Source organism: Pseudomonas antarctica (assembly GCF_900624995.1).
Lineage (GTDB): Bacteria > Pseudomonadota > Gammaproteobacteria > Pseudomonadales > Pseudomonadaceae > Aquipseudomonas > Aquipseudomonas antarctica.
Genome location: NZ_UYXQ01000260.1, coordinates 1 through 633, shown reverse-complemented (window position 1 = coordinate 633; position 633 = coordinate 1). Strand labels below are relative to the sequence as shown.

At 60.5% G+C, this 633-nt stretch carries 1 pseudogene; it reads left to right on the top strand.

The window, feature by feature from the left end:
- Window positions 1-633, top strand: a pseudogene (locus tag E0F99_RS29895) (type IV secretion protein Rhs); the annotation flags it as partial.

Sequence of the window (633 nt, the reverse complement as noted above, 5' to 3'; positions counted from 1 at the left end):
GACCCAAGAAGAACACAAGCACTACCGCCGCCACTACGACTACGACAAAACCGGCAACCTGACCCGCCTGCTCGACACCCGCAAAGGCGAACACCACTACCACTACGACCCCCCCGCCCGCCTGACCCGGGCCGATCACTCGCAAGATGTGCAGGAACGCTTCGGCCACGACCCAGCCGGCAACCTGCTGATGCAAGACCGTCCCGGCCCGGACATCGTCGCGGGGAATCGGTTGATGATCCAGGGCGATCATCATTACGACTATGACGCCTTCGGCAACCTCATTCGCCAAAGACGCGGCAAGGGCCATCAACTCGTCACCGAGTACCGCTACGACTGTCAGCATCGGCTTATCGGCATTACCCAGCCTAACGGGCAAACCGCCAGCTACCGCTATGACCCGTTTGGTCGGCGGATCAGCAAAACCGTTGATGGGATAACGACGGAGTTTTTCTGGCAAGGCGATAAGCTGGTTGCGGAACATCACGCGGATCGCCATCGCAGTTACCTCTACGAACCGGACAGCTTCCGGCCTCTGGCATTGCTGGAAGGTTTCGGGCCGAAAGACACCCAGCCCTTTCACTACCAACTCGACCACCTCGGCACCCCGCAAGAACTCACCGCGCCCGACGG